The sequence below is a fragment of the Streptomyces sp. NL15-2K genome (assembly GCF_030551255.1).
Taxonomy (GTDB): domain Bacteria; phylum Actinomycetota; class Actinomycetes; order Streptomycetales; family Streptomycetaceae; genus Streptomyces.
In genome coordinates, this window is the sequence record NZ_CP130630.1 from 9,342,776 (window position 1) to 9,365,142 (window position 22,367).

General features: G+C 70.4%; 21 protein-coding genes. 11 read left to right on the forward strand and 10 right to left on the reverse strand.

Annotation, left to right across the window (positions count from 1 at the left end):
- Nucleotides 1-70: 70 nt before the first annotated feature.
- Genes Q4V64_RS41740 through Q4V64_RS41750 form a run of 3 tightly spaced genes read right to left on the reverse strand, consistent with a single transcriptional unit; the run spans nt 71 to nt 2,762 of the window.
- Nucleotides 71-1,105 carry an FAD-dependent oxidoreductase gene (locus tag Q4V64_RS41740; protein WP_124438203.1) on the reverse strand — a complete coding sequence of 345 codons (1,035 nt, stop codon included), beginning with the start codon at nt 1,103-1,105 and terminating at the stop codon, nt 71-73.
- Nucleotides 1,102-2,394, reverse strand: coding sequence for a class I tRNA ligase family protein (locus tag Q4V64_RS41745; protein WP_124438202.1), 1,293 nt, complete (start codon nt 2,392-2,394; stop codon nt 1,102-1,104). Before Q4V64_RS41745 ends, Q4V64_RS41740 begins: the two co-directional genes overlap by 4 nt.
- Entirely contained in the window at nt 2,391-2,762 is a 372-nt protein-coding gene (locus Q4V64_RS41750; protein ID WP_124438201.1) for a cupin domain-containing protein, read from the reverse strand. Before Q4V64_RS41750 ends, Q4V64_RS41745 begins: the two co-directional genes overlap by 4 nt.
- A 142-nt stretch (nt 2,763-2,904) precedes the next feature.
- Between Q4V64_RS41750 and Q4V64_RS41755 the strand changes: the two genes are divergently transcribed.
- Nucleotides 2,905-4,191: an amino acid permease gene (locus Q4V64_RS41755; RefSeq protein WP_172629062.1), complete on the forward strand. Its 1,287-nt coding sequence runs from the start codon at nt 2,905-2,907 to the stop codon at nt 4,189-4,191.
- 62 nt (nt 4,192-4,253) lie between these two features.
- Here Q4V64_RS41755 and Q4V64_RS41760 read toward each other — a convergent pair whose 3' ends face one another.
- From Q4V64_RS41760 to Q4V64_RS41775, 4 genes are all read right to left on the reverse strand, one after another.
- Nucleotides 4,254-4,934 (reverse strand): LuxR C-terminal-related transcriptional regulator, encoded by a 681-nt coding sequence (locus Q4V64_RS41760; protein ID WP_124438199.1) that lies wholly within the window; start codon nt 4,932-4,934, stop codon nt 4,254-4,256.
- Between the two features lie 197 nt (nt 4,935-5,131).
- The gene (locus Q4V64_RS41765; protein ID WP_172629061.1) at nt 5,132-7,996 is read right to left on the reverse strand and encodes an AAA family ATPase; all 2,865 of its coding nucleotides are present in this window, start codon (nt 7,994-7,996) and stop codon (nt 5,132-5,134) included.
- A gap of 230 nt (nt 7,997-8,226) precedes the next feature.
- Entirely contained in the window at nt 8,227-11,178 is a 2,952-nt protein-coding gene (locus tag Q4V64_RS41770; RefSeq protein WP_124438197.1) for a LuxR family transcriptional regulator, read from the reverse strand.
- 789 nt (nt 11,179-11,967) lie between these two features.
- Nucleotides 11,968-12,102: a hypothetical protein gene (locus Q4V64_RS41775; RefSeq protein ID WP_301184476.1), complete on the reverse strand. Its 135-nt coding sequence runs from the start codon at nt 12,100-12,102 to the stop codon at nt 11,968-11,970.
- A 98-nt stretch (nt 12,103-12,200) separates the two neighbouring features.
- Here Q4V64_RS41775 and Q4V64_RS41780 point away from each other — a divergent pair, with 98 nt between their 5' ends.
- From Q4V64_RS41780 to Q4V64_RS41805, 6 genes are all read left to right on the forward strand, one after another.
- Entirely contained in the window at nt 12,201-12,452 is a 252-nt protein-coding gene (locus tag Q4V64_RS41780) for a hypothetical protein (RefSeq protein WP_124438196.1), read from the forward strand.
- Nucleotides 12,449-12,817: a helix-turn-helix domain-containing protein gene (locus Q4V64_RS41785; RefSeq protein WP_124438195.1), complete on the forward strand. Its 369-nt coding sequence runs from the start codon at nt 12,449-12,451 to the stop codon at nt 12,815-12,817. The genes Q4V64_RS41780 and Q4V64_RS41785 overlap by 4 nt, the downstream gene beginning before the upstream one ends.
- A gap of 100 nt (nt 12,818-12,917) precedes the next feature.
- Nucleotides 12,918-13,433: a 2-oxo-4-hydroxy-4-carboxy-5-ureidoimidazoline decarboxylase gene (uraD, locus tag Q4V64_RS41790; protein WP_124438194.1), complete on the forward strand. Its 516-nt coding sequence runs from the start codon at nt 12,918-12,920 to the stop codon at nt 13,431-13,433.
- Complete coding sequence (uraH, locus tag Q4V64_RS41795; RefSeq protein WP_124438193.1) at nt 13,430-13,828, forward strand: hydroxyisourate hydrolase; 399 nt, start codon at nt 13,430-13,432, stop codon at nt 13,826-13,828. Before uraD ends, uraH begins: the two co-directional genes overlap by 4 nt.
- Before the next feature lie 2 nt (nt 13,829-13,830).
- On the forward strand, nt 13,831-14,733 hold the full coding sequence (gene pucL / locus Q4V64_RS41800; protein ID WP_124438192.1) for a factor-independent urate hydroxylase: 903 nt from the start codon (nt 13,831-13,833) through the stop codon (nt 14,731-14,733).
- Nucleotides 14,734-14,750: 17 nt separating this feature from the next.
- The gene (locus tag Q4V64_RS41805; RefSeq protein WP_124438191.1) at nt 14,751-16,130 is read left to right on the forward strand and encodes an 8-oxoguanine deaminase; all 1,380 of its coding nucleotides are present in this window, start codon (nt 14,751-14,753) and stop codon (nt 16,128-16,130) included.
- 179 nt (nt 16,131-16,309) lie between these two features.
- Here the strand turns inward: Q4V64_RS41805 and Q4V64_RS41810 are convergent, their stop codons facing one another.
- A complete protein-coding gene (locus Q4V64_RS41810) occupies nt 16,310-17,014 on the reverse strand; it encodes a helix-turn-helix domain-containing protein (protein ID WP_253266799.1) in 705 nt (234 codons plus the stop codon).
- 83 nt (nt 17,015-17,097) lie between these two features.
- Here Q4V64_RS41810 and Q4V64_RS41815 point away from each other — a divergent pair, with 83 nt between their 5' ends.
- The 3 genes from Q4V64_RS41815 (at nt 17,098) to Q4V64_RS41825 (ending at nt 19,844) form a co-directional block, all read left to right on the forward strand.
- Entirely contained in the window at nt 17,098-17,535 is a 438-nt protein-coding gene (locus Q4V64_RS41815) for a hypothetical protein (RefSeq protein WP_124438189.1), read from the forward strand.
- Between the two features lie 90 nt (nt 17,536-17,625).
- Nucleotides 17,626-18,741 carry a transaldolase gene (tal, locus tag Q4V64_RS41820; protein WP_124438188.1) on the forward strand — a complete coding sequence of 372 codons (1,116 nt, stop codon included), beginning with the start codon at nt 17,626-17,628 and terminating at the stop codon, nt 18,739-18,741.
- Nucleotides 18,742-18,890: 149 nt separating this feature from the next.
- Nucleotides 18,891-19,844 carry an IS481 family transposase gene (locus Q4V64_RS41825; RefSeq protein WP_303708863.1) on the forward strand — a complete coding sequence of 318 codons (954 nt, stop codon included), beginning with the start codon at nt 18,891-18,893 and terminating at the stop codon, nt 19,842-19,844.
- Between the two features lie 123 nt (nt 19,845-19,967).
- Here Q4V64_RS41825 and Q4V64_RS41830 read toward each other — a convergent pair whose 3' ends face one another.
- The gene (locus Q4V64_RS41830; RefSeq protein WP_124438185.1) at nt 19,968-21,404 is read right to left on the reverse strand and encodes an MFS transporter; all 1,437 of its coding nucleotides are present in this window, start codon (nt 21,402-21,404) and stop codon (nt 19,968-19,970) included.
- Between the two features lie 102 nt (nt 21,405-21,506).
- Between Q4V64_RS41830 and Q4V64_RS41835 the strand changes: the two genes are divergently transcribed.
- Nucleotides 21,507-21,914 carry a helix-turn-helix domain-containing protein gene (locus Q4V64_RS41835; RefSeq protein WP_124438184.1) on the forward strand — a complete coding sequence of 136 codons (408 nt, stop codon included), beginning with the start codon at nt 21,507-21,509 and terminating at the stop codon, nt 21,912-21,914.
- A 15-nt stretch (nt 21,915-21,929) separates the two neighbouring features.
- Here the strand turns inward: Q4V64_RS41835 and Q4V64_RS41840 are convergent, their stop codons facing one another.
- Nucleotides 21,930-22,352 carry an acyl-CoA thioesterase gene (locus tag Q4V64_RS41840; RefSeq protein ID WP_124438183.1) on the reverse strand — a complete coding sequence of 141 codons (423 nt, stop codon included), beginning with the start codon at nt 22,350-22,352 and terminating at the stop codon, nt 21,930-21,932.
- Nucleotides 22,353-22,367 lie beyond the last annotated feature (15 nt).

Sequence of the window (22,367 nt, forward strand, 5' to 3'; positions counted from 1 at the left end):
TCGGTGGGCTCATGTCCGGCTGGGTCATGTGCGGGGGGCTCGTGTTCGGGCGGGATGTCCGGACGAGGCGTCATACGGGGACCGCGGACCGGTGCAGCAGGCGGTCGGCGGCCTGCCTGGCGGCCGCGAGCGCGGTCTTGGCGGCGCCGCCGCTTCCGCCGGTGAAGGTGAACAGGCTGGTGCCGGCCGGAACCGCGGGGCGAAGCCGCAGGCCCGGCGAGGCCGTGTAGCAGTCGGCCGCGACCACGATGTGGCGCAGCCCTGCGATGCCCAGTTCGGGCAGGACACGGGCGGCCAGGTCCGAGGTGCGCCGCAGGAGTGCCGGGACCGGCCTGAGGCGCGTGGGATCGACGTCGTAGGCGTCGCTGGGGACGCCGAGGAGGACCCCGTTGCCGGGCCCGGGGCGCCCGTACAGGCCGGTGACCTCGTCCACGAACGGGGCGGGGAGCGTGCCGGTCGCGTCGTACACGCCGTACTGGATGAGCTTCGTCCGGTACCCGTCGCCCGGCAGCAGTGCCGGGGTCCACGGACCGGTGGCCAGGACGCCGCTGTCGTAACGGCGCCTTTCGCCGCCCACCAGCCAGCTCACCGTCGCGCCGGGCTCGGCGCGGACGGCGCCGACCGTGCCGTGGACGAGATCACCTCCGATCCGGACGAAGTCGGCCAGTACCTCGTCACGCAGCCGCCGCGGCGAGATGAAGCCCGCGTGCCGTTCCACGACGCCGTGCCGGGCGGCCAGGTACGGGGCTTCCCCGGGCGCACAGGCCCGCGCGGACCCGGGCAACAGGCGCTGAAGGCGTTCGACAGCCGCGGGATCGGCCGGATCGGCCCGCAGATAGACCGACCCCGTCTCCTGGTAGCCGCTCCAGGCCCGCAACAGGCGGCTGGCGCGCAGCTCGGCCAGGCTGGAGGCCGCCAGGTCGAGTTGGCGCGGGTCCGGTTCGTATCCTCGGACCAGTCCTCCGGACACACCGGTCGCGCCGTGCTCGGGCGAGGCGGTGTCCACGAGTTCCACCCGCAGCCTCCGGTCGGCGAGCTTGAGCCGCCAGGCGAGCAGCGTGCCGGCGATGCCCGCCCCGGCCACTCCCACGCGTGGCCCGCTCATGACTCGCCGGTGATGAGTGGAAGCAGCGCGTTCGGCGCATCCCCGAGGCACCGCACGGCCAGGGCCGGATCGAAGTCGGGCAGCCGCAGCGCGGCCTGCGCCCGTACGAGGTCGTGGTCGCCCCGCGGCGGATCGTCATGGAAGGCCCGGAAAGCGTCGAGCGTGAAGTCGCTCCCGTAGCGGTCGGGCCGGTCGCGGCACAGGAACAGCCGCACCAGGCCGGGATCCTCCGTCGCGAGCAGGTCGTTGGCCCAGATGGCGTGGTTGCGGCTGGTGGAGAACTTCTGCCCGTCCAGCCGGTAGAACTGGTTGACCACCAGCCCGCCGAGCGTCCCGGCCGGCACTCCGGCGGCGGCGAACAGGGCCGGGAACACGACCGCGTAGTAGAAGGTGTTGTCAACGCCCAGGAAGTGCCACAGCTCGCCCACCTGCCGCCATGCGCCGACGCAGTCCGCCAGGGAGTGGACGGTCGGGTCGACGGCGCGGGCGACGGCGTAGAGATAGCCCAGCCCCATTTCGATCCACACGTCGGCGCGCGGCCCGGGCAGGACGCCGAGTTCGATGCCCCAGTCAGTGGGGTAGGCGGCCTGGACGTCGGGGAGCCCGGCGTCGAGGTAGTGGCGGATGAGCGCCATGGCGGGGTCCGGCACGTGGGCGCGCGCCCATGCCTCCAGCAGCGGTGCGCGGTACGACTCCAGCCGCAGCACGGGCAGTTCCGCCCGCCGCTCGGCGGGCGGGGCGCCATGGCAGGCCGAGCGCGCGTCGACCATGGTGTCCGCGGTGGCGAAGCACGCGCACCCCTCGCAGGTTCCGCCGCCCATCCCCGCGCCGCACCCGGGGCAGGCGCCGGTCACGTACGCGTGGTGGAGTGTGCGCCCGCAGTCGGCGCAGACCTGGTAGGCGGTCTCCTCCAGGACGAACGCTCCGGCGGCCATCAGCTCGGCCATGAGCCGGTCCACCGCCTTGCGGTAGTCGGCGTCCTCGGTGGGGTCCACCAGCAGGTCGTAGTCGATGCGGGCCTGCCGGAACGCCGTCCTGATGTCGGAGCCGTAGTCGCGCACCACCGCCGGTACCGGACGCTCCTCGGCGTCCGCCTTCGCCACCACGTAGTTCTGGTGGCTGTCCAGCCCGGTCATGGTGAGCACCCGCTCGCCGCGGTGGCGGGCGGCCCGGGCCGCGACGTCCGCGGCGAGGTAGGGGCCGCTCAGGTGGCCGATGTGCAGGGGGCCGTTGGGTGTCGGCGGCGGGGTGGTGAGCACGGTGAGCGTGCCTGTGTCTGCGCTCTTCATGGCCGCGGCTCCGTCCCTGCGGTCCGCGGGAGCCAGTACACGCTCAGCAGCACCAGCGGCTCGGTGGCCGACCGGTTGTGCACGACGTGCGCCTCGTTGCTGCTCAGCAGCATCGCCGTCCCCTGCGCGGCCTCGGTCCGGCCCGTCGCCGGTGCGTCGTCCGGAGTCTCGAAGTCGGCGGCGCCGTCCACGACCACGGCCAGCTCCACTTCGTCATGGCAGTCGCGCAGGCTGCTGCCGCCGGGCGGGATGACGCACCACATGGCGTTGAAAGGCAACTGCTCGTTGATGGCGTACTGGGTCCATCTGCCGATCTGAATTTGACTTTCCGCAGTGAGCCGGGCGGTTGTTGCATTGAGCTTTTCCATACCGCCGATTGTTCCCGGGTGAAATCCAGAAAATGCTGGCAAGAACTTGCCACTTGAACGCATTGACCGGTCCGTGCGGTGATCTTAACGTCGAGCCGTTATAGCAGCGCGAAATGCGGTCGGAATTTGTTGGGAGTGTGTGGTGAGTGTGGATTCGGCTTCCCCAACGCAGTTGCGCAAGGTGCTGGGCACCCGCGACCTCATCGTCTACTACGTGTCCACACTGGTCGGCTCGGGCATCCTCGTGGTGCCGGGCATCGCCCTGGAGCTGGCGGGACCGGCCTCGCTGCTGGCCTGGCTGATCCTGGCCGTCGTCGCGTTCCCGATCGCGGCGGCCTTCGCCCGCTTCTCCGCCGAGTACCCCAGCGCCGCCGGGACCAGCTACCTGATCAAACGCGCGTTCGGTGACCGCCTGGGTGCGGCCTCCGGTCTGTTCCTGCTGTTGCTCAACCTGGTGGTCAACCCGGTCCTGGGGCTGGCCGCCGCCCGCTATTTCGCGGCGCTGATGGGCTGGCACGGCCACACGGTGATCCTGCTGGTCGGATTCGCGGCCATGAGCCTGGGCGTGGTGGCGAACATGCTGGGCCTCCGCATCGCCTCGCAGGTGCAGTTGGTGCTGGTCTTCAGCCTGATAGCCGGGCTGGTCGCCGTCATCGTGGTGTCCGCTCCGGCGGCTCGGCCCGAGCGGCTGACCCCGTTCGCCCCGTACGGCTGGAGCGCGGTGGGCACGGCGATCCTGGTGTGCTTCTTCTCGTTCTTCGGCTGGGAGCACGTCTCGCACGTCGCCGACGAGGTCCGTGACCCGCGGCGCAGCTTTCCGCGCGCCGCACTGATCGTCGCCGGGATCATCGGCGCGCTCTACTGCACGCTCGCGTTGGTCATCGCGCTGGTGGTGCCGTCGCGGACCGACACCGACACCACGGCCGTGCTGGACGTGCTGCTGCGCTTCAGCCACGGTGACGACGCCGCCCGGCTCGGCTCGGCGCTGGCCGTCTTCCTGATCGTGGTCAACATCAACGCCTGGGTCCTCGGCGCGTCCCGGCTGCTGTACGCGATGGCCCGCGACGGTGCTGTGCCCCGTCGTCTGTCGGCGGTCTCGCGTCGCACCGGCACGCCGATGGCCGCGCTCTGGGCGGTCTGGGTGTGCTACGCGCTCGACATCGGCGGCATGTACGTCCTGGGTGGCGACGAGCACGACCTGATCCCGTTCGCCAGCGCCTCGACGCTGGTGGTGTACCTGCTGACCTTTGCCGCAGGCCTGCGGCTGTTCGCGGACCGGGCCATGCGGGCGGTGTGCACCGCGGCGTTGATGGCGAGCGCCGCGTTCCTGCTCGGCGGCGGTCTGCCGTCGCTGCTGGCCGTACTGGCCTTCGCGGCCGTGGCCGGCTACGTCCTGCTGCGCCGCCCTGCCGCAGCGGCCGGGCCGTGACCGCCGTCCTGTCTCGTTGACCGACCGACGAGCGGCCTCACTTCATACCGACGAGCCCCGTCTCATACCGACGAGCCCCGTCCCTGCACGCCGTCGACGTCATCCGGCACCGGCGGAATGCCGAGCAGTCCGTACCGGGCCGCCAGCACACCTGCTTGGAACCGGCCGACCGCCCCGACCTGGGACATCACATCGGCGATGTGGCGGCGGCAGGTGCGCAGGGACAGCCCGAGACTGCGCGCCACCTGTTCGTCCTTGGCGCCCTCGCTGAGCAGTCGGAGGATCGCGGGTTTGGGGTCGGCCTTCGCCGGCCGTGCGGGGTCGGGGTGGCGCGTGGTGACGGCGGGGAGCGCCCACCCTCCCTCCCACAGCTGCTCGAAGACCCGGGTGAAGTGGTCCACGATGCTCTGCTCGCTGATCAGGGTGACACGGGTGGGGCCGTGTCCCAGCAGCACCAGCCGGCGGTCGACGACGGCGAACTCGCCGGGCAGTCGCTCGACGGTGCGCAGTCGGGCGCCCTGCTCGGTCACCGTACGGGCGTAGTCGCGCGCCGCGGGAGGGGTACGGACGGTGTGGTGGTGGAGCGCCCGGACCTGGACGCCGCGCCGCAGCAGGTCGGTGACGGGGTGTACCGCCCCCGCGATCGGTTCGGGAGTGGGCTGTGCCACCAGCAACTCCTTGGCGCACCCGGTCAGGGTGTCGTGCACCGGCCCCTCGGCTTTCGCGCCGACGAGAATTTCCATCGTCCGGCTCCTGTTCTGCTCGCGCGTCTCCTGAAGGCTTTACGCAATTGCGGGAAGGCCCTGCCTTTCGATTTCTCCCGCCGGAAGAAAAGACACAATGGGGTGCGAGCGGCTCGGGGCCGAAACGTTGACCGCTCATGGTCAAGATCGTAGGTAAAGAAAAAGGGAAGCGTCAATGAAAACGGGACCTCAGCGCATTAAGACCGTGGTCGGCTTCGGCCCAGTGGTTCGGTGGTGCCTGGCCCACGGTCGGACCCGGCCGGCGGCAGGACATCGACGAGCTCGTCCCGGCGGTGTATCCCGAGCTTGCGGTAGCAGTTCGTGAGGTGCTTCTCGACCGCTCGCCGGCTCACCCCGAGCAACCGCGCGATGTCATGGTTGGTGTCCCCCGCGGCCGCCAGCCGCGCCACCCGGAGTTCCGTCCTCGTCAGTGACGGGCGCCCCGGCTGCCTGCTCGCGGCCTCGGTGGCGCTCGCCTGAGCGCGCTCGGCCAGTCGCGGGTCACCGCAGTCGAGCGCGAGCCGGTGACTTCGGCGGAGATGCGCGACCGCCTCCGGGTGACCTTGCTCGCGCAGTGAGATCCCCAGCCGCAGCAACGACCTGGCCAGCTCAAGCGCGTTGACAGAGCCCTCCAGGATGTCGACCGACTCCCGCAGTACGACGATGCCCGCCTCGCCCCCGATGACGTCGCCCAGTATCCGTTTGGCCCGCCCGAGGGCGGCCGGCGCCCCCCATTCGGCCGCCAGTCGGCCATCCTCCTCGGCGACCTCACGGGCCGCGTCGAGGTCGCCGAGGCGCCGGTACAGGTCCGCGGTCAGCGCACGCCACGGGAACAGCACAGGGTTGTTCCAGCTCGCTCGGCTCAACTGCCGCCCACACTCCTGGTACTGCTCCAGGGCCACCCGGAGATCGCCCTCGGCCGTGGCCAGGGTGCCCCGCATCAGGTGCAGCACCGAGGCCAGGCACGCGTTCGTGGTTTCGGTGCCACAGCCGGTCAGCACGTTCCTGGTCAGCTCGACGTCCCGTACCCCGCTCGCCACGGCGGCCATCGCGATCGCGGTGGTGGGGTTCGCGGTGTCCCATTCGAGTGCGCCGAGTTCGAACGCGTCCGTGGCGGCGCGCTTCGCGTCCGCGATGCGGCCCGTATGCAGGGCGACCACTGCCTGTTCCGTCCGGATCACCGCCTGCTCGACGACCGCCCCGCGCCTGCCGGCATGGGCGAGTGACGTGTCCAACCAGGGTGTGAGGCGCCCGGTCGATTCGGCGGCTGCCAGCACGGTCACCAGCAGGGGCAGCGCGGTGTGCGCGTGTGAGGACGAGGCGGGCTCCCGCTCGACGATTCGCTCCGCGACACGGGCCACCCAGGAGGACGGCCGGCGGCTGGTGAGAGTGACGGCGAACAGCAGCGTGGTCACCAGCTCGCGCTCCGCGAGCGTATCCACCGGCGGATCACCGCCGAGCTCGGCCAGCCGCGTGCTGTCGTCGGCCAGTTCGAGCGGATCAGTGCAGTCGAGGTGCCGCATCCGGGCCTCGATCCGCAGCTTGAGTTCTCGATCCGCTCCGGACAACTCGCCCATGTCGCCCAACTCGTCGAATACCTGGCGGGTCGGCGTGCGTACCCCGGGTGGGGCGCTGCCCAGCAGGGCCGGCGCCAGCCTCACCATCGCGGCCGCGCGATCCTGCGCGGAACTCAGCAGGGGAAGCGCATGGTTGATGTGTCGTACCGAGGCACGCACGTCGAAGGCCCGCTCGACTGTCCCGAGCTCGACCAGCAGCCGTGCCCGGTCCTCCCCGTTCGTCGAGGTGTCGAGCAATGCGCGGCGCAGATAGCGCGAGGCGGCTTCAGGAGCGCCGCGTCGCAGCGCCCTACCGGCCGCAGCGCGCAGCACGTCAGCCGTCCACTGCCCCTGCGGTGAGGTCACCGCCAGCAGCTGGGCCGCCCTCTGCTCGACGGAATGTTCACCTCCGTACAGCGACTTCGCCGCCCGGATGTGAAGCTTCTCGCGTTCCTCGGCCGTCATCGACTCCTCGACCGCGTCCTGGACCACGAGGTGGACGAAACCAGGTCGCTGCCTGTCGGCCAACAGGCCCAACATGTGCAGGACATCCATCGCCTCCGCGCAGCCGACGGCGTCCAGTCCGGCGATCTGCCCGATGACCTCCGGATCGGCCTGGTCGCCCACGATCGCCATGGCCTTGGCCACGTCGCGTACCGGCTCCGTCTGTGCGCCGATGCAGTCGATCAGGCGGTCACGAAGCTCCGCGGGCCTCAGCGACCGGACCTTGTCGGCGTGCTCGGCCCTCGGGGCAATGCCGTTGACCGACAAGTTGAGCAGGACCGAGGTGAGGAACAACGGATTTCCGTTCGTCGTCTCGTGGCAGGCGAGGGCGAACTCCTCGTGCCCGGCCTCACCCCACTGGTCGGCCACGAGGGCACGGGTCCCCGCGAGCGAGAACGGACGCGGCCGCAGCACCCGGGCGGCTGCTTTGGTGATGGCCTGCACCGTCGGCCTGTTCGACGTCGGCTCACCGTCCCGAACCGTGACCACGACCAGGATCCGGAGCCGGTTCAGCCGATTCGCCAGGCGAGCGAGCCATTGCAGCGAGGGCTCGTCGGCCCAGTGGAAACCGTCGACCAGGATCATCAAGGTCTGTGCGGCGCTCAGCCGTTCAACGAGCTTCAGCAGCCCGAGGAGCACCGCCTGCCGCACCGAGACCGGGCGCGTGCACGCGACATCGAACAGATCCTGGCCGAGGACCATTTCGGCGAGCCCCGCCGCACCGGACAGCCAACGTTCCCGCGTCTTGTCGTCCGCCGCGAACAAGGCGGGTTCCAGGAGTTGGCGCATCACGCCGAAGGCGTAGTCCTGCTCCAGTGCTGAGGCACCCGCACTGAGCACCCAGGTGCCTTGCCGAGCGGCCAACCCGGGCAGGGCGCGCAGCAGCTCCGATTTGCCGATGCCCAGCGGGCCACTGATCACGAGAAGCGACCCGCTGCCTCGGTGAGCGGACCGAAGCGCCTCGGAGACCGCACTCAGCTCGCCGTCTCGCTCGAGCAACACCGCCTCACAACCTCCTGCGCTCGTTGGGCGCCGCCGATTTCCCGTGACCTGATCCGCCGGACAGGCCCAAGTCCCACCGAGGGGGAGGCAGGCGTCCGCCGGCCCGCTTGCCGTACGTGCGCGACGACATGGCACGGCTCACCGGCGAACAGTCGGACCAACCCCTCGGCCGACACGATGTCCTCCGCCCGGGGCCGGACACGGCACCGAGGGGCAGCCTGGCCCCCGGATCAGTCGCGCTCACCGCATACCCCGTCCCGCATGCGGATCCCACGGGAGCCCATCGCAACGGCCGTCGGCCCGATGGCTCGCTCGGCCGCGAAGGACTCGCTGAGCACTGTGGCGATCTCCGCGCGGGAGGACACCCCGAGCTTGCGGTACACGCTCGACAGATGGGTCTCGACGGTGCGCAGGGTGACGAACAGGGCCTTGGCGATGTCCCGGTTGGTCGCCCCGGCCATGGCGTGCTCGGCCACCCGCCGCTCGGCGGCGGTCAGGAGATCCGGCAACTCGCGGCTCAGCCCGCGCATCCTGCCCCCCGCGGACAGCAGGAGCCTTTTGGCGATCGAGTGGGCGGACGGGCAGCCACACCGCACCGCCAGAATGACCGCACGGCGCAGGTACTTGCGCGCTCCCACGTCGTCGCCGACCCGCAACAGCCCGCGGCCCAGCAAGAGTTCCGCCTGGAGTTGGCTCAACCGTGCGGGCGATGCCCCCAGTCGCTCGACGGCCTCCGCCATGAGGTCCAGTCCGCGCCGCCCCGGCGTCGCCGCCCCCCGTGCCAGCAGACTGAGCCCGATGCTCTCCGGCGTTCCCCAGCGGATGCTCCACTCTTCCTGCGCTTCGACCAGAGCGAGCGCTTCCGACCGGCGGTCCAAGTCGGTCAGAACGACCGCGGCCGGCACCCACCAGGGCGTCGGCACGGAGCCGGAGACACCGGCCTCCGCCCTGCTGCGGCCACACCTCAGCAGGGCCGACAGCCCGCCTTCGCCGTCGCCCAGCAGGAGCCTGGCATGGGCCCGCACCATGAGCACCTCGTGGTGTTCCCACGTGAAGTTCGGCTGATGTATCTCGTCGAGCAGCGCCTCGGCGCGCTCCGGCTCACCGCGGTTCACCAGCATGGCGGCACACACGATCCGGGGCAGGGCCCAGCGCCGGTCCTGGGCGACATCCATCGCGGCCCGGGCATCTGCCGCCGCTCTGGCCGGCCGCCCCATGCGCAGTGTCACGGCTGACCTGGTCGCCAACGCATGGCAGTGCGTCGTGACCGCACCGACTCGCCGGGTGTCCTCCACCATCCGGTCCAGCGCGGCGAGGGCCTCCTCCGGCAGGCCCGCGTGGTCCAGGACCTGCGCCGCGAGGATCGCGGGTCCGTGAGAAACGGTGAGAGCGCCCGAGACCGCGGCCCTCGCACGGTCTGCCGCCTGCTCCGCGGATCCGCCGTCCAGCATGACGGTGCTCGCCAGCATGCCGACGGCCGCCCGGTCCGAGGGGGTGTCGCCGCTCGGAACCACCATCGTCCGAGCACGCCGCAGGGTCTGCCGCACATGCGGCTCGCTGAAGAGGCCGACGCCGAGAAACACGGCCTGAACCTGCCTGCGCAGGCTGTCGTCGGCGGCGGGCAGCTCCGCGGAGACCCCGTCGACCGCATCCAGGGCGTCGGACAGCAGGCGAAACGCCGAGGCGGCATGTCCTGCCTTGAGCGAGAGCACACCGTAGCGGGTCACCAGAGGAATGCGGGCCCGAAGATCGGGCGTCCGCTCGATGGCGCGCATGAGGTGGGCCATCGCCGCTTCCGGATCGACATCGCACAGTGCCCTGGCGAGCTCGATCAGGGCCTCGGTGTGGTCGGGTACCGCCTTCAGCAGGCGTTCGAGGAAGCGCACCTCGTCCGCGGGGCTGCCGCGCCGACGCGCGTCGGCGGCCGCACCCCGCAGGGTGCTGGTCATCCACGGTTCCCGCAGCTCCGGCAGGTCGACGAGCAGGTGGGCGACCTCCTCCGGCGGGCGGCCCTCGTCGTGGAGCAGGAGCGCGCCACGTAACCGGAGCCCGGCGAGGTCGCCGGGTGGCAGTTCGCCGAGGACGGCGCCACGTGCCTGCTCGACCACGAACTCCAGCCGGTCCGCCACCAGCAGGCCTTGTCCGCGCAGGACATCCACCGCCGCGGCCACCGCGCGCGCGGACAGCTTGAGCAGGGCGGCGATCATTCGGGGTTCGGTGGCGCCGAACAGAGCGATGCCGACGGCCACCTTCCGGACGTTCTCCGGTAGCCGCTCCAAGCGCGCCGGCACTGCCCCGGACAGCACCCGCTCGCCGATCTCGGCAACGCGCCGGAGGTCCGGACGGTCCGGTCCCACGCCGTGATCGCGGAGCTCGGCGAGCAGCGACCGCAGCGAGAGCGGGCTGCCGCCGGACAACTCGGAGCAGAGCTCGACCAACGACGGCTCGGGCGAAGCCCCCAGTGCTGTGGCGACGAGATCGGTGATCTCGACACGGGAGAGCGGGCCCAGCTCGACCGTGGTGCCGGCGGCGTGCCCGGTGATGGTGGTCAGCAACTCCCGCCCCAGCCCGGTCGCGTCCGCGTCGTACGCCAGGACCACGAGCAGCGGATCGTCGAAAGTTCGGCGGAGCAGGAAGTCCACCCAGCGCAGGACGAGGGGATCGCAGTGGTGCGCGTCGTCGAGCATGATCGTCAATGGCCCGAGCGCCATCATGTGGGAGGCGAGCCGGTACAGTCCGCACAGGATGGGGTAACTGGCGTTCTCGCCGTCCTCGTCGAAGTCCGGCCCGCTGCCGGGCAGGAGCGCGGGCAGCGCCCATCGGGCCGCGCCCGCCAGCAGCGGCGAAGTGGCCGCCCCCGACGCCGTGAGCCCGAGCGGCTCGAACAGCTCACGCACCGTGGTGCCGGGAGATCCCGGTTCACGGCCGGTGGCGAACAGCACGGTGCCTTCGTGACGGTCGAACTCCGCGCGCGCTCGCATCAGCAGGCTGGTCTTCCCCATTCCGGCCGCACCGCTGACGAAAGCCGCGCCGGCGCCACCCCTGCGTGCCGCGGCGGCGGTATCCCGGAGCACGCTCAATGCAGGGGAACGCCTGAGTTGAGGCAGGTCATCACCCGAATCGCCCGCGCGGCTCATTGTTCGGGGCTGGTCGTGTTTCGAGACGATCTCGCTCATGATCATGGGGAACCACCCGTTCGGTGACAGCCGCGCCTGCCCATGGCAGGCGGAGGGTGTCGAGAGGCGTGGTATCGGACCTGGGCGTGCGGGATCAGGGCATCTAGTGCCGCGGCAGGCAACGTTTGCCCCGTCGCGACGCCCGGCACGCACTCTCGCCGCACCGGGCACAGACCCAAGTACATCCAGTACGAGGGCCTGCGCCCGGCACGCCGAGAGCACGCACCGGACGCCGCTCCTTGACGGGCAAACGTTGCCTGCCGCGGCACTAGCGGCGAATCAGGCCGACAGCGTGCACACCTGGGCAGCTGTCGATTGCCGGTCCGCAGCGCGTCTTCGTGCCGGATCGCGTGGCGGCAGACCTCGCCCCCGGGGGGTTCAGCCCACGTCGGGCCGCCCGGAATCACAAGGTCGCGGAGGTCTTCGGAGCCGCGTGGAGTCGAACCCGCCGAGGACATTGGCCTTCAGCTTTCGGCCCTTGATGTCGCTCATGGATGTGCTGCTTTCGTACTTGCACGCCGAGTGGGCAGCATCGGCCACCGGTGCAGAGGAGTGGGGGGAGCGGAACGGGAGCGGAGACGGGGAAATCTCCGCGGGGAGGGGACGCATCGGGCCTGGGTGGGTGGGGGTGGGGGTGGGGGAGGGCCCGGGGCATGCGGCTGGGGAGCCATGTTGGACGTCACGCGATCGTGAGCACTCAGCGAACGGTCGCATCATGCATGCCAAGTGATCATAGCCGCGCTGTTTGAAGCTTCAAGGTTGACCGGTGGGTAACTTCGTTCCATGGTCAAAGCTTTACGGTCTGCGGCACAACCCCACCCCCGCCAACAGGCTCCGCATCCCCGCGGCGCGGAAGCCGGGGCCGACGGCGAGGGCGCGGTACAGGGAGCCGGTCGGCACGGGAAAGGCGGCGCGGGTGCCGGCGCTCACGCTGATCCATCAGAAGGGCCCTGGTCCGTTAAGGTCGTGTCGGAGCGACTGGGGCACACCGATGCTGCGATGACCAGAGCCGATGCCGTGGGGGCACAGTGCGATTGAGAGTGGAGTTCACGACCGAGCCCTTCGACCTCGACGAGGCACCCGCGCACGCCCTGGTGGCCCGCGAGGTCATCGAGGCGGCCGACCTGGACGCGGTGGACGTCGGGCCGTTCGGCAACACGGCGGAGGGCAGCGCCGACGCCGTGCTCACGGCCGTGGACACCCTGATGCGCAGGGCGCTGGGGGCCGGTGCCACCCGGATCTCACTCCAGGTCAACGTGATCGGGGAGGGGGAGAAGTGACCGGCGCCGCGGACGAGCCCTTCATCACCGCCGTGAAGCCGCTGGTCGACGCGATGGGCGGGGAGATGCTCCCGCCGGACGAGGCCGGCCCCGACGACGTCGTGCTCTCCTGGGAGGGCGCGGAGGTCGTCGCCGTACGGCTGCCGCAGCTCGCCGACTCCCTCGATCACATCCTGGCCGCCATGGAGCGCAAGAAGGGCAAGCCGCTCGCCGACCTGGACCGCAAGGCCAAACAGGAGGTCGTACGGATGCTGGAGGCGCGCGGCGCCTTCTCCGTGCGGCACGGCGTGGAGACCGTGGCGAGCGCGCTCGGGGTGAGCCGCTTCACGGTCTACAACTACCTCAACCGCGAAAAAGGGGCCTGACCCGCGGCCCTGGAAGCGGGGCCTGACGCGCGGCTCTTCGTAACCCCGATTTTTCAACAAACTGTTGACGTGGTGCGCGGGGAGGGCGTTAGCTGTCGGCATGACGTCGACTCCTACGCCCTCGGGCCTCACCCGCCTCAACGCCCTGGAGGAACCGGCGGCGCGGGCCGAGCTGCACGAGGTGTGCGCCTCCACGGCCTGGGTGGAGCGGCTGCTCGACGCCCGCCCTTACGCCACCGCCGACGACCTCTACGCGGCGAGCGACGCCGCGATGGCCGCCTTGATGACCGCTGATCTGGAACAGGCGATGTCCGGGCACCCCCCGATCGGCCGCCCGAAGCCCGGCGACCCCAGCTCGGCCAGGGAGCAGCGCGGCATGGCCGGCGCCTCCGCCGAGCTCAGGGCCGAGATGCTGGAACTGAACCTCGCCTACCAGGAGAAGTTCGGCCACGTCTTCCTGATCTGCGCCACCGGCCGCACCGGCGAGCAGATGCGCGACGCGGTCAGGGAGCGGATCGGCAACCCGCCGGAGCGGGAGCGGGAGATCGTCCGCACGGAGCTGGGCAAGATCAACCGGATCCGTCTTGCCCGCCTTCTCGAAGAGGAAACCGCATGAGCACCAGCACCACCGCCTCCGTGTCCACCCACATCCTGGACACTTCCGCCGGTCGCCCCGCCCAGGGCGTCGCCGTCCACCTCGCCGCCCGCGCGGGTCGCGACGCGGACTGGCAGACGCTCGGCGGCTCCGCGACCGACGCGGACGGGCGGTGCAAGGACCTTCCGGCGCTGCCGGCGGGGACGACCCACGTACGGCTCGACTTCGCGGTGGAGCCGTACTTCCGACTGAAGCAAGCCGATGCGCAGCAGGACGCCCCCGCGAATCGGGACAGCGGTACCGCGGGAGTGTTCTTCCCGGAGGTGACGGTGGCCTTCGCCGTCACGCCCGGCGAGCACTACCACGTACCGCTGCTGCTCAACCCGTTCGGCTACTCCGTTTACCGAGGGAGCTAGCGATGCCCATCCTGGGACAGAACCAGTACGGCAAGGCCGAGAACCGAGTCGTCAAGATCACGCGGGACGGCGCCACCCACCACATCAAGGACCTGAACGTCTCGGTGTCGCTGAGCGGCGACATGGACGAGGTCCACCTCTCCGGCTCGAACGCCAACGTCCTGCCGACCGACACCACCAAGAACACGGTGTACGCGTTCGCCAAGGAGCACGGCATCGAGTCCGCCGAGCAGTTCGGCATCCACCTCGCCCGTCACTTCGTGACGAGTCAGGAGCCGATCCACCGGGCCCGGATCCGCATCGAGGAGTACGCCTGGGAACGGATCGAGTCGTCCGGCACAGGCGATCACTCCTTCGTCCGCAAGGGCCAGGAGACCCGCCTCGCCCAGATCACGTACGACGGTTCGTCGTGGGAGGTCGTGTCCGGTCTCAAGGACCTGACCGTCATGAACTCGACCGATTCCGAGTTCTGGGGCTACGTCAAGGACAAGTACACGACACTCCCCGAGGCCCACGACCGGATCCTCGCCACCGAGGTCTCCGCCCGCTGGCGCTTCAACTGGACCGAGGACGCGCAGCGGATGCCGGCCTGGGACGAGTCGTACGCACAGGTCAAGGGGGACCTTCTCCGCGCCTTCGCGGAGACCTACTCCCTCTCGCTCCAGCAGACCCTGTACGCCATGGGCACGCGCATCATCGACCACCGCGCCGAGATCGACGAGGTCCGATTCTCGCTCCCGAACAAGCACCACTTCCTGGTGGACCTGGAGCCGTTCGGCCTGAAGAACGACACCGCCGACGGAGCTGTGTACTTCGCCGCCGACCGCCCCTACGGCCTCATCGAGGCGACCGTCCTGCGGGACGGCTGCGAGGCGCGGATCCCGGTCGACCTCACCAACCTCTGAAGGGCGAAGGGCGAACCATGGCAGCAGCTCAGCGCATCGTCATCGAGAACTGTTCGATCGCGACGGTCGACGCCGACGACACCGAGTACGCCTCGGGGCACGTCGTCCTCGCAGGCAACCGCATCGAGTCGCTCGGCGCGGGCGAGGCCCCCGAGGGCCTGGACGACGTCGTACGCCGCGTCGACGCCACCGGACACCTGGTCACCCCCGGCCTGGTCAACACGCACCACCACTTCTACCAGTGGATCACCCGGGGCCTGGCCACGGACCACAACCTCTTCGACTGGCTGGTCGCGCTCTACCCCACCTGGGCCCGCATCGACGAGCCGATGGTCCGCGCGGCCGCGCAGGGCTCGCTGGCGATGATGGCCCGCGGTGGCGTCACCACCGCCGTGGACCACCACTACGTCTTCCCGCACGGCTCCGGCGACCTGTCCGGTGCGATCATCCACGCGGCCCGCGAGATGGGCGTCCGCTTCACGCTCGCCCGCGGCTCCATGGACCGCAGTGAGAAGGACGGCGGGCTGCCGCCGGACTTCGCCGTGGAGACCCTGGAGGGCGCCCTCGCCGCGACCGAGGAGACCGTCAAGCAGCACCACGACGCCTCCTTCGACGCGATGACCCAGGTCGCCGTCGCCCCCTGCTCGCCCTTCTCCGTCTCCACCGAACTCATGAAGCAAGGAGCGGAGCTGGCCCGCCGCCTCGGCGTGCGCCTGCACACGCACGGCTCTGAGACGGTCGAGGAGGAGAAGTTCTGCCAGGAGCTGTTCGGCATGGGCCCGACCGACTACTTCGAGTCCACCGGCTGGCTCGGCGAGGACGTGTGGATGGCGCACTGCGTCCACATGAACGACTCCGACATCGCCGCCTTCGCCCGGACGAAGACGGGCGTGGCCCACTGCCCGTCCTCCAACGCCCGGCTGGCGGCGGGCATCGCGAGGGTCCCCGACATGCTCGCCGCCGGCGTCCCGGTCGGCCTCGGCGTGGACGGCACCGCGTCCAACGAGTCCGGCGAACTGCACACCGAGCTGCGCAACGCGCTCCTCATCAACCGGCTGGGAGCCCACAAGGAAACCGCCCTGAACGCCCGTCAGGCCCTGCGCCTGGGCACGTACGGCGGCGCCCAAGTCCTCGGTCGCGGCGGCGAGATCGGCTCCCTGGAGCCCGGCAAGCTCGCCGACCTGGTGCTGTGGAAGCTCGACACGCTGGCCCACGCCTCGATCGCCGACCCCGTGACCGCGCTGGTCTTCGGCGCGGCGGCGCCGGTCACGGCCTCATTCGTGAATGGCCGTCAGATCGTGGAGAACAACCGGCTCCTCACGGTCGACGAGGACGCGATCGCCCACTCGACGCGCCAGGAAGCGCAGCGGCTGGCACGGATCGCCGCGCAGGGCTGACCGCCGTACAACTCCTCCAGGCAGTACGGCACTTGATCTCCGGTCGGGAGGGACGGCTCCCGGCCGGTGGCCGTGGACCCCGACGGACTCCACGGCGGCCGTGTCCGGGGCGTGTGTGGACGCACGCGCCCCGGAACGGTTCTGCGAGGCCATCTGCTCATGATCGCCGGTGTTACGTCTCAGGACGGGCGCACGCTGGTGGGCGGTGAGGAAGCCGGCTCCAAGCGGACGCAGCAGTGACCGGGGCTCGGCGCCAGGTGCGCCTGGAGGCCGTTTTCTGCGAGTCCTTCCAGTACCCCGCGCTGCAGGTGGAGGTTCATGCCGCACACCGTCTGAGTGTGCTCGCGGGCGAGCGCGTGGAAGGGGCAGTTGCCCAGGAGGATGGCGTCGCCGTCACGGTGGGGTTCGAAGCCGTTCTCCTCCAGCACGGCGAACACGTCTGCCCGGCTCGGCCGGGCGAGCTGTGTGCCCAGTTCGTGGGCCTTTCGGTGCAGGACCGGACGGACCGGTTCACCAGTGGCTTCGGATTCCTCCAGCGCCTGGGCGAGGAGCCGTCCGGCCAGCTCGTAGTGCCGCTCGGGCAGGCTGACGGTGACCTGCTCGCTGGAGCGCTTGTAGAGCTTGGCGGGCCGGCCCGCTCCCGGGCCGGTGCGTCCGCTGCGCCGTTCGTAGACGACGTCGAGCAGGGATTCGTCAGCCAGCCGGTCCAGGTGGAAGGCCGCGGTCTGCCGGGCAAGGCCGAGGGCCTCGGCGGCTTCGTCGCGGCTGACCGGTCCCGGCTGACGCACGACGTGGTCGTAGAGCCTCCTGCGGGTCGGCTCGTCGAGCGCGGCGACGGCGGAGATGCCGGAGCGGGGTGCTTCCTTCGAGTGGTCCACAAACACAAGTGTAAAACCCATGGCGATTGACTAAAGAAGGTTTCCGCGCTTCTATCGTTAGTGAGAGTTGTCGATAGAAGGAAGGCGTCATGTCCTCCGCAACCACAACAACCACATCCGCCGCCTCCCGGCGGGCCGCGCTCACCGATCCCGGCTATCAGGCGTTCGTCATCCTGCGCACCGGCTTCACCGTGGCGCCGATCCTGTTCGGTCTGGACAAGTTCGCCAACCTGCTCGTGGACTGGCCCACCTACCTCGCGCCCTGGATCAACGATGTCGTTCCGGGCAGCGCCCAGGCGGCCATGTACGCGGTCGGGGTGATCGAGATCGTCGCGGGCCTCGCCGTCGCGCTCGCCCCGCGGTTCGGGGGCTGGCTGGTGGCCGGATGGCTCGCCGGGATCATCGTCAATCTGCTGACCATCCCCGGCCACTACGACATCGCGCTGCGCGACTTCGGCCTTCTGCTCGGCGCGGTCGCCCTCGCCCGGCTGGCACAGCGCTACCACGGCAAGCGACAGCCCCACTGACGGCGGGCAGCAGCTGCGGAAGGTGACGGGGCGGGTGGGCCCGTCGATCGGCTCACCCGCACGCGTTGCGCGACGCGAGGGAGGAAGATCATGAGTGAGAACCTGGACCGGCTGGCCGCCGAAGGCGTAGCGGTCTGGCTGGACGATCTGAGCCGGGAGCGGCTCGCGGGTGGCCGGCTGACTGGCCTGGTCGAGGAACAGCGCGTGGTCGGCATCACCAGCAACCCGACGATCTTCGCCAAGGCGATCCGCTCGGGTGCCCGCTACGACGAGCAGGTAGCGGGTCTCGCCCGGCGCGGGGTGCGGGTGGAGGAAGCCGTCAGGCTGCTGACCGCGTTCGACGTGCGCTGGGCCTGCGACGTACTGCGCCCGGTGTACGAGGCCAGTGACGGTGTCGACGGGCGGGTGTCGCTCGAGGTGGATCCGCGCGTCGCGCACGACACGGCGGCGACGGTCGCCGAGGCACGGGCCCTGTGGTGGCTGGTGGACCGCCCGAACATGTTCGTGAAGATCCCCGCCACGCAGCAGGGTCTGGAGGCGATCAGCACGGCGCTTGCCGAGGGCATCAGTATCAACGTGACCCTGATCTTCTCTCTGGACCGCTACGACCAGGTGCTCCGCGCCTTCCTGGACGGCATGGGCAGGGCGCATGCGACGGGCCACGACCTGACGTCCATCGCGTCGGTGGCCTCCTTCTTCGTCAGCCGGGTGGACACCGAGGTCGACAGCCGACTGGACAAGATCGGCACGCCTCAGGCGCGGGACCTGCGCGGCCGGGCAGCAATCGCCAACGCACGCCTGGCCTACCAGCACTTTGAGCAGGCGTGCGGATCGGACCGTTGGAGGGCCCTGGCGGCGGCCGGGATGCGCCCGCAACGCCCGCTGTGGGCATCCACCGGGGTGAAGGACCCCGCCTACCCTGACACCCGCTACGTCGACGAACTGGTGGCTCCCGGGGTGGTCGACACCATGCCGGAACAGACCCTGCGCGCGGTCGCGGACCACGGCCGTATCCAGGGCGACACCATCCATGGCACGTACGCGGAAGCCCAACAGGTACTCGATGACCTGGAGGCTGTCGGAGTGTCCTATGACGACGTGGTGCGTGTGCTGGAGGACGAGGGCATAGCCAAGTTCACGGCCTCCGGCAACGAGCTCTTCGAGCAACTGGACACCGAACTTCACATCAGGCGCCCCGCCGCCTGATGCAGCCGGTCGGCCGACAGCCGGTGCCCTAGGTGTTCTGTCCACGGAGGTTGGTGACAGCGATCACTGACGTGTGGTCTTGAAATGGGTGAGGGCCTTCTGGCTCGGTGTGGATTGCGACATCTACGCCGGACGACAGAAAGGCCCTCGTGCCCCACCGTAATGCACCCCTGACCGAGACCGGACGCCTGCGCCTGGCCCGCTGCGTGGTCGAGGACGGCTGGACCCTGCGCCGGGCCGCTGAGCGATTCCAAGTCTCGCCAACCACCGCACAGCGATGGGCCGACCGCTACCGCCGGCTCGGCGAGCCTGGCATGGCCGACCACTCCAGCCGCCCCCGCACCAGCCCGCGACGGACCCCGACCCGTACCGAGCGCAGGATCATCAAAGTCCGCGTACTGCGCAGGTGGGGGCCAGCACGGATCGCAGGCCTGCTCCGCCTGGTGCCGTCCACCGTGCACCGGGTGCTGACCCGCTACGGCCTGGCCCGCCTGACCCACCTCGACCGGGCCACTGGGCGCGTCATCCGTCGCTACGAACGTGCCAAGCCCGGCGAACTGGTCCACGTCGACATCAAGAAGCTCGGCAACATCCCCGACGGCGGCGGCCACAAGACCCTCGGACGCCAGGCGGGCCGCAAGACCCGGTCCGGCGCCGGCTACAGCTACCTCCACAACGCCGTCGACGACCACTCCCGCCTGGCCTACAGCGAGATCCACGCAGACGAGAAGAAGGAGACCGCTGTCGGCTTCTGGAGTCGCGCCCAGGCGTACTTCGCCACCTGCGGGATCACCGTCGAACGCGTCCTGACCGACAACGGCTCCTGCTACAAATCCCACCTGTGGCGAGACGCCCTGGCAGCAGCCGGGATCACGCACAAGCGAACCCGCGCCTACCGGCCGCAGACGAACGGCAAGGTCGAACGCTTCAACCGCACCCTGCTCGACGAATGGGCCTACGCCCGCCCCTACCGATCAGAGCAGGAACGACGCGACGCCTTCCCCAGCTGGCTGCACACCTACAATCACCACCGCGGACACACCGCGCTCAAGGGCCAACCACCCGCCAGCCGCGTCCCTAACCTCTCAGGGCAATACACCTAGGCCCTGTCGTCAAATTCCCGCCCGCCGCGCTTCGGGCGGACGACGGGAATTTGACGACAGGGCCTAGCCGCCCCGCGTCGCCGGTGCGCCGGGCCCCTTCGGCCCCGCGCACCGGGCGGCGGTTCAGTCCCGCACCCCCGACCTAGGCCGCAGCACCCCCGCCGCCAGCACCAGCGCCCCCACCGCGATCACCGTCGCCACCCGGAACGCCAGCTGGTACCCCTCCGCCGTGGCCGCGACCGACTCCGCACCCCCGGCCGGCAGCCCCTCGGTCCGGCTCGCCGCCAGGACCGAGAGCACCGCCAGGCCCAGCGAACCGCCCACCACCTGCGTGGTGTTGAACAGTCCCGACGCCAGCCCGGCGTCCTCCTCGCGGGCCCCGGACATGGCGAGCCCGGTCAGCGCGGGCATCGCGGCCGCGAACCCGGCGGCGAGCAGGAGCATCGGAGGGAGCACGTCGGTGACGTACGAACCGTCGGCGGGCGCACGGCTCAGCAGCGCCATGCCGACCGCGGTCAGCGCCAGCCCCGCCAGCAGTACCCGGTACGCGCCGAACCGGCCGACGGTGCGCGCGGACAGGCCCAGCATCAGCACCCCGATGGCGACCGGCGCCGGCAGGAAGGCCGTACCGGTGGCCAACTCGCCGTAGCCGAGGACGCGTTGCAGATAGAGCGCGCCGATGAACTGGAAGCCGTACATCGTCGCGATCATCAGGACCTGGACGGCGTTCGCCCCGGTCAGCAGCCGGGAGCCGAACAGCCTCAGGCGCAGCAGCGGCCGCGCGGCCCGCGCCTGGCGCAGGGTGAACGCGACGAACAGGGCGAGCGCGAGCGCGGCCAGGAGCAGTGTGGCGGTCAGGTCGCCGGCGCCGACGATGGCGTACACCGTGAGCATCAGCGCGCCGGTGACCAGGGCGGCGCCCGGATAGTCGGCGCCCCGGTCGAGGCCTTCGCCGCTGTCCGGAGCCAGGATGCGCAGAGCCGCCAGCCAGGCGACGATGCCGATCGGCAGATTGATCAGGAAGATCCAGTGCCAGCTCAGGGCCTGGGTCAGCGCCCCGCCGAGGAACGTGCCGAGCGCCCCGCCCGCCGCGCCGACCGCGCTGAACACCGCGATGGCACGGGCCTGTTCACGCGGCTCCGGGAAGAGGGCGACCAGCATGCCGAGTACGACCGCCGAGGTCATCGCGCCGCCCACGCCTTGCAGGGCGCGCGCCGCGATCAGCATGCCCTGGCTGGTGGCCACCCCACACAGCACCGAGGCCGCGGTGAACACGGCGAGCCCCGCCGTGAACATGCGCTTGCGGCCCACCAGGTCGCCGAGCCGGCCCGCCAGCAACAGCAGCCCACCGAACGGGATCAGATAGGCGTTGACGACCCAGGCGAGCCCCGGCCCCGAGAAACCCAGGTCGTTCTGGACGGCCGGCATCGCGACGGTGACGATGTTGCCGTCCAGGATCGTCATCAGGGCGCCCGCGCACAGCACGACGAGGGACGCCCAACGGGAGTACGTTCGGTGTGCCGGACGCGTTCGCGTCGGTGACTCGGTCAAGGACGTCATGGTGACGTGGCCCCCGCAATCTCCATCGAAACCCATAGGTGCACGACTTGTAACGGGGTACATCGTGGGTGACCATGGAGGTCGGCGTAAGGAGGCAGCCCAATGTCCCAGAGGAACACCGGTGTTACTCCGCAGGTGGTGAACGCGCACGCCTGCCCGGTCCGCGAAGTTCTTGACAGGGTCTCCGGGAAATGGAGCGTGCAGATCCTCGTCGCGGCCGCGCACGGGCCGATCCGCTTCACCGAACTGGAGCGCGGCATCGAGGGCATCAGCCGCCGCATGCTGACCCGGACGCTGCGCGGCCTGGAGCGCGACGGGCTCGTCACCCGCGTCGTGCACCCGACGGTGCCGCCGAAGGTGGAGTACGAACTCACGCCCGTGGCCCGCGAGTTGCACGAGACGCTGCAGCGGCTCACCGACTGGGCCGAGCGCAACCGGGTGTACATCGCCGAGTCACGAGCGGCCTACGACGGCGAGCGCGAGCCGGTGTCGGTGTACCGGGCCCTGTGACCGTGGTGGGCGTCCCTACAGCCCGAACAGGCTCGGATCCGCCGCCAGCTCCTTGAAGCAGTCCCGGGGATCCGCGACCAGCCTGCGCTCCCTGAGGTCCAGCAGGCCGCCGACCGCCGTGATCTCGGCCGCCACCGTGCCGTCCGTCTTGCGGATCGTCTGCTGTATCCGGAAGGTCTTGCCGTCACCCCACTGGAAGCCGCACGTGACCTCGACCTCGTCGCCCGCCAGCAGCTCCCGCTGGAAGCGGAGGGTCGTCTCCAGGGCGACCGGGCCCACGCCCTTGGCGATGAGACCGGCCTGGCTGATCCCCGCGGCCTGCAGTAACGACCAGCGGGCGTGTTCGGCGTAGTTCAGGTACACGCTCTGGTTGAGGTGACCCAGCACATCCGTCTCGTACCCGCGGACGGTCACCGGAACGGAAAACGGTTCGCTCACGGCTTCTCCTCCTCG

Bases quoted from the DNA above. Each gene is read 5' to 3' on its own strand.
- Q4V64_RS41830 (WP_124438185.1), bottom strand. From the start codon at position 21,404: ATGACGTCCTTGACCGAGTCACCGACGCGAACGCGTCCGGCACACCGA.
- pucL (WP_124438192.1), top strand. From the start codon at position 13,831: ATGCCCATCCTGGGACAGAACCAGTACGGCAAGGCCGAGAACCGAGTC.
- Q4V64_RS41750 (WP_124438201.1), bottom strand. From the start codon at position 2,762: ATGGAAAAGCTCAATGCAACAACCGCCCGGCTCACTGCGGAAAGTCAA.
- Q4V64_RS41805 (WP_124438191.1), top strand. From the start codon at position 14,751: ATGGCAGCAGCTCAGCGCATCGTCATCGAGAACTGTTCGATCGCGACG.
- Q4V64_RS41760 (WP_124438199.1), bottom strand. From the start codon at position 4,934: ATGGAAATTCTCGTCGGCGCGAAAGCCGAGGGGCCGGTGCACGACACC.
- Q4V64_RS41835 (WP_124438184.1), top strand. From the start codon at position 21,507: ATGTCCCAGAGGAACACCGGTGTTACTCCGCAGGTGGTGAACGCGCAC.
- tal (WP_124438188.1), top strand. From the start codon at position 17,626: ATGAGTGAGAACCTGGACCGGCTGGCCGCCGAAGGCGTAGCGGTCTGG.
- uraD (WP_124438194.1), top strand. From the start codon at position 12,918: ATGACGTCGACTCCTACGCCCTCGGGCCTCACCCGCCTCAACGCCCTG.
- Q4V64_RS41770 (WP_124438197.1), bottom strand. From the start codon at position 11,178: ATGATCATGAGCGAGATCGTCTCGAAACACGACCAGCCCCGAACAATG.
- Q4V64_RS41745 (WP_124438202.1), bottom strand. From the start codon at position 2,394: ATGAAGAGCGCAGACACAGGCACGCTCACCGTGCTCACCACCCCGCCG.
- Q4V64_RS41815 (WP_124438189.1), top strand. From the start codon at position 17,098: ATGTCCTCCGCAACCACAACAACCACATCCGCCGCCTCCCGGCGGGCC.
- Q4V64_RS41740 (WP_124438203.1), bottom strand. From the start codon at position 1,105: ATGAGCGGGCCACGCGTGGGAGTGGCCGGGGCGGGCATCGCCGGCACG.
- uraH (WP_124438193.1), top strand. From the start codon at position 13,430: ATGAGCACCAGCACCACCGCCTCCGTGTCCACCCACATCCTGGACACT.